Genomic DNA, 2,996 nt, shown 5'->3' with positions numbered 1-2,996 from the left:
GTGCGGTCGAGAAGTGGGGACTTCGCTGACGCCGCACGCGACAGACCGGCGGGGGGCCGCCGGTGTCGCCCTGCTCTCGGCCGCGACGCACAGCGCGGCCGAGAGCAGCACCCGCCGGCTCGACGGCCCGCTGAGCGACCCCCTACCGGACGCCCATCGGAACAGCCCAGCGATCCTCATCGACCGAATCTAGGCTTCGGCTATGCGCCGCATACTGGTGGCTCTCACGCCCCTAGTCATCGCCCTCGCCGGTGTTGCGACCGGACTGGCTGTGGCACCCGACGTGCGGGCGGGCTGGATCGTCCTTGGAGTGACGGCAGCCGTTGTTGGGCTCTCTACGGTCGTCGCCGCTCTCTATCTGTTCATGCACCGACAGGACCGATGATCTGCGCTCGCGCACGCTCACGTTCCACACTTCAATCAGTCTTGACGCCGCGTAGGGGATCGTCCCGTGGACGGATTCCCATGCGGGACGGGACCGCGCAGATCGGCGCCGTCAGGTGAGCTGAAGCCAGCCGATGACGGTCGCTGCGATGGTGGCGACACCGATTGCCCCACCCCAGAGGCGCTTCCCGAGCGTCCAAAACGGTCCCTTCTCCTCTGATATGACGTCAGCGGCGGGGAGGGCCGCCGTAGCGGAGTGATCCGACTGAGCGACCTGCACCCGAGCGCCTTTCCCATGGACGACGATGTTGACGGCTTGAGCGGCTTGCGCAGCTGTGGGTGCGTCTGCAGTGGGGGGTGTGACCGATCGAAGTTCCCCGAGAAGCTCCGCGAGTCGTGTGCGGACCTGGTCGAGGAGCCCCTCGAGGGCGTTCACGTTGAGGCTCCAGTAGACAGCGGTGATCTTCTGGTGCCGGTTGCCGGATGTGTTGTCCATCCACTGTGCGATGAGGCGCTCTTGAGGGAGTGTGATGCGAACAGCACCGTTGTCTCCGCCGCCAGCGACCATGGCTTGGATCTCCCCGATCCCCTGCCAGAAGGGCACCTCGTCAGTGAGGTGACCCTGTACTTGCGGAGGGAGTTGATGGACTCCGATGCTCTGATGGGAGATCTGTGCGCCGTAGGTTAGGCCGTCGATCTGGATGAGCCCTCGTATTCGACGGTAACTCGGGAGGTCGTCGGGGGGAACCTCGCCGTAGCCACGGAGTTCCTGCGAGGCCCAGTCGCGCAGCTCGTTGGATCCAGCGCGGCCGCCGAGAACGATCAGTTTTCGAAGCACCTCCGCGACGGGAGCGCCGTCAAGAAGGTCACGCTCAATCTCGGAGAGCAAGGGAGGGTTCGGGGTGGCTGCCACACCGGTAGCGTCTCAGCCGGCGCCGACACTCGACCAACAGCGACACGCCCGGGACGACGAGCGCTGGACGTCGTCGGCGCCGACAAGTACATTTGTTCCATTGCTCCCCGCCGTCTCCGGATTGGCGGGGTTTTTTCTGTCTTGGGGGCTCAATGTTGCGTGCCGCGGTCGTGATCGATTACCAGAACGTCCATTTGACGGCTCGTGACACCTTCGATCCCCGCGGCGATGCGCACGACTCGCTCATCCATCCGCAGCAGTTCGCGGCACGAGCAGTTATCGAGCGCAACGCAGTGCAACGGGCGGGCTACGAGCATGCGACGCTCGCTCGAGTCGTTGCGTTCCGCGGGCTTCCGCACGTCGATCACGACTGGGAGCAGCATCGTCGCTGCATCGATCAGGCGGTGCAGTGGCGATCTGACGGCGCCCGAATCGAACTTCGAGATCTCAAGTACAAGTTCCGCCTGGGTGCGGATCGACGTCCGATCACGGATATCTACGGCAAGAAGGAGCCGATCGGTCGCCCCGTGGAGAAGGGCATCGACGTCTTATGTGCCCTCACAGCGGTGCGCGAAGCGGCTGCGCCCGACATCGACTTAGTGATCCTCGCGACGCGCGACACTGACCTCGTTCCCGTCCTTGACGAGATTCATGACCTTCACGAGATGGATCCCGAACGCTACGCGCGTATCGAGACGGTGTCGTGGCGTAACCCCAACGCGCAAGCCGAAGGTGCGTACAACGGCGGCAACCTCCGCCCCACGGGCTCACGTCGAATCTGGAACACCAACCTCGGTCGCGACTGCTACGACGCCTCGATCGATCGACGCGATTACCGCTGAGCTTGTCAAACGGGGAAGGGACCGCGCCACAGCGCGACCCCTTCCTGGTTAGACCTAGCGGTCTCGGCCTGCTCCGTTGTTGGTGCGGTCGACGAGCACGTAGCGATCACCGGCGTGCGGGGTGGGCGGGAGAGGCTCGTTCTGAACGCCAGTGTGCTCCGCCCCTCCGCGGGGTCCGACGATCCGGTACTGCCCGCTGCTGGGAGCGGGCGTGCCAGGCGTGAACTTCTTGGTCTGCGACGTCATCAACGAGAACGGCAATCCCGATCTGATCACGGTTCTCGCCAGCAACGGCGTCCAGGGCGACGCGCACCGCAGCGACCTCGAATACGCCGACGGCACCACCGCCTCACGCTCCTTCACCACCCCCGAAGACGCCCTCGCATGGCAGGAACAGAACGAGCGCATCACCCACTCCATCCCCGTCTACGACGAAGACGGAACCACGCGAGTATGCGAGTTCGACGTCGGGTGAGCTCAAGTGGACACTCTGTCGGTAGACCATCCCCTTACGGGACGCCGTTCTACCTTGCGTTGCGCAACCGCAGACGATCGACGGTGACGCCGACCGCGACGGTGACTGCGGCGGCGACCAAGCCCCATCCCAGCCCGAGCGTGAATGTTCCCCTGCTCGGGTCAGCCCAGTTCTCGATCTCCGGGCGTCTGGCGAAAGCAGCAGCGTTGAGCTGGGTTGCCACGAAGGCGACAACAAAAGTCACCAGCGCAAACACCACCAGCGCAGCCAGAGCCCACAACAGGAGCTGCCGACGTCGGCTCCGCGCGTTCCCCCGAACAGTCATGTGCTGAGCGTACGAACTGGACCGCCGCGGCGCACTAGCCGCGGTGCAAAACGACAA

General features: G+C 64.7%; 6 protein-coding genes. 4 read left to right on the top strand and 2 right to left on the bottom strand.

Annotated elements, in window-relative coordinates; translation table 11 throughout:
• Positions 1–193: hypothetical protein (locus tag C5C54_RS18170; protein ID WP_219812229.1), on the top strand; the 193-nt coding region annotated here is incomplete at its 5' end.
• A 9-nt stretch (positions 194–202) separates the two neighbouring features.
• Positions 203–385, top strand: a complete 183-nt coding sequence (locus C5C54_RS17785) for a hypothetical protein (RefSeq protein WP_146078904.1) — start codon at positions 203–205, stop codon at positions 383–385.
• Between the two features lie 111 nt (positions 386–496).
• Here C5C54_RS17785 and C5C54_RS17415 read toward each other — a convergent pair whose 3' ends face one another.
• On the bottom strand, positions 497–1,297 hold the full coding sequence (locus C5C54_RS17415; protein ID WP_146078903.1) for a hypothetical protein: 801 nt from the start codon (positions 1,295–1,297) through the stop codon (positions 497–499).
• 170 nt (positions 1,298–1,467) lie between these two features.
• Here C5C54_RS17415 and C5C54_RS17410 point away from each other — a divergent pair, with 170 nt between their 5' ends.
• Positions 1,468–2,139, top strand: coding sequence for a hypothetical protein (locus tag C5C54_RS17410; protein ID WP_181127931.1), 672 nt, complete (start codon positions 1,468–1,470; stop codon positions 2,137–2,139).
• Between the two features lie 211 nt (positions 2,140–2,350).
• Positions 2,351–2,614 (top strand): hypothetical protein, encoded by a 264-nt coding sequence (locus tag C5C54_RS17780; RefSeq protein WP_181127930.1) that lies wholly within the window; start codon positions 2,351–2,353, stop codon positions 2,612–2,614.
• A 49-nt stretch (positions 2,615–2,663) separates the two neighbouring features.
• Here the strand turns inward: C5C54_RS17780 and C5C54_RS17400 are convergent, their stop codons facing one another.
• The gene (locus C5C54_RS17400) at positions 2,664–2,939 is read right to left on the bottom strand and encodes a hypothetical protein (RefSeq protein ID WP_146078901.1); all 276 of its coding nucleotides are present in this window, start codon (positions 2,937–2,939) and stop codon (positions 2,664–2,666) included.
• Between the last annotated feature and the right edge of the window lie 57 nt (positions 2,940–2,996).

This window comes from Rathayibacter sp. AY1F2 (assembly GCF_002930885.1).
GTDB lineage: Bacteria > Actinomycetota > Actinomycetes > Actinomycetales > Microbacteriaceae > Rathayibacter.
The sequence above is the reverse complement of the archived record's forward strand: the minus strand, read 5'-3'. Positions and strand labels throughout refer to the sequence as shown.